General features: G+C 56.7%; 2 protein-coding genes. Both read left to right on the forward strand.

The features are described from left to right. A partial coding sequence (locus FYC48_RS28540) for a hypothetical protein (RefSeq protein WP_235034424.1) occupies nucleotides 1-181 on the forward strand: 181 nt, incomplete at its 5' end. A 117-nt stretch (nucleotides 182-298) separates the two neighbouring features. Continuing rightward, the coding region (locus tag FYC48_RS28545) for a hypothetical protein (protein ID WP_235034425.1) at nucleotides 299-503 on the forward strand (205 nt) is incomplete at its 3' end.

The raw sequence follows: 503 nt of genomic DNA on the forward strand, positions 1-503 counted from the left end.
AACGGTAGGGTTCAGCGGGGCCGCTCGAACGACTCACCACTTCAAAGACGTCAACTCGCGGCCTCCGTTGCAACCCATGGTTCCCCGCGGTTTTGGTAGTACGGTTCAGTTCGGACTATTGTACGCTCGGTATGAAGGCAATGAAATGAGTGAAGACAATCATCGCTTCAACAGCGAGTAGGGTCATGCGTCGAGGTGCCGGGGCGGTCGAACGGACGAGGCCAATGAGCAGCGCAAGTGGGCAGGCGAAAAAGCCTACCGTCCCGAATAACAGACCAAGTTCGATGAAGGGAATCCAATGTTTTGGCCAAATGATGGACCGAATGTCATGGGTCATCCCAAGTCCAGTGAGTGCCACGGCGACAAGGTGCAGGTAGATCGCGGGCCGAAAAATGCGCGAGATGCCGCGCTGAGACTTATCGAACCCGACAGTCGCGGTTGTGCTCTCAGCGGGGTCATACGGATTCAGCGTCAATTCGCGTTCGGTCGTCAGTCGGGGAACG

Origin of the sequence: Roseiconus lacunae (assembly GCF_008312935.1) — a bacterium.
Classification (GTDB): Bacteria; Planctomycetota; Planctomycetia; order Pirellulales; family Pirellulaceae; genus Stieleria; species Stieleria lacunae.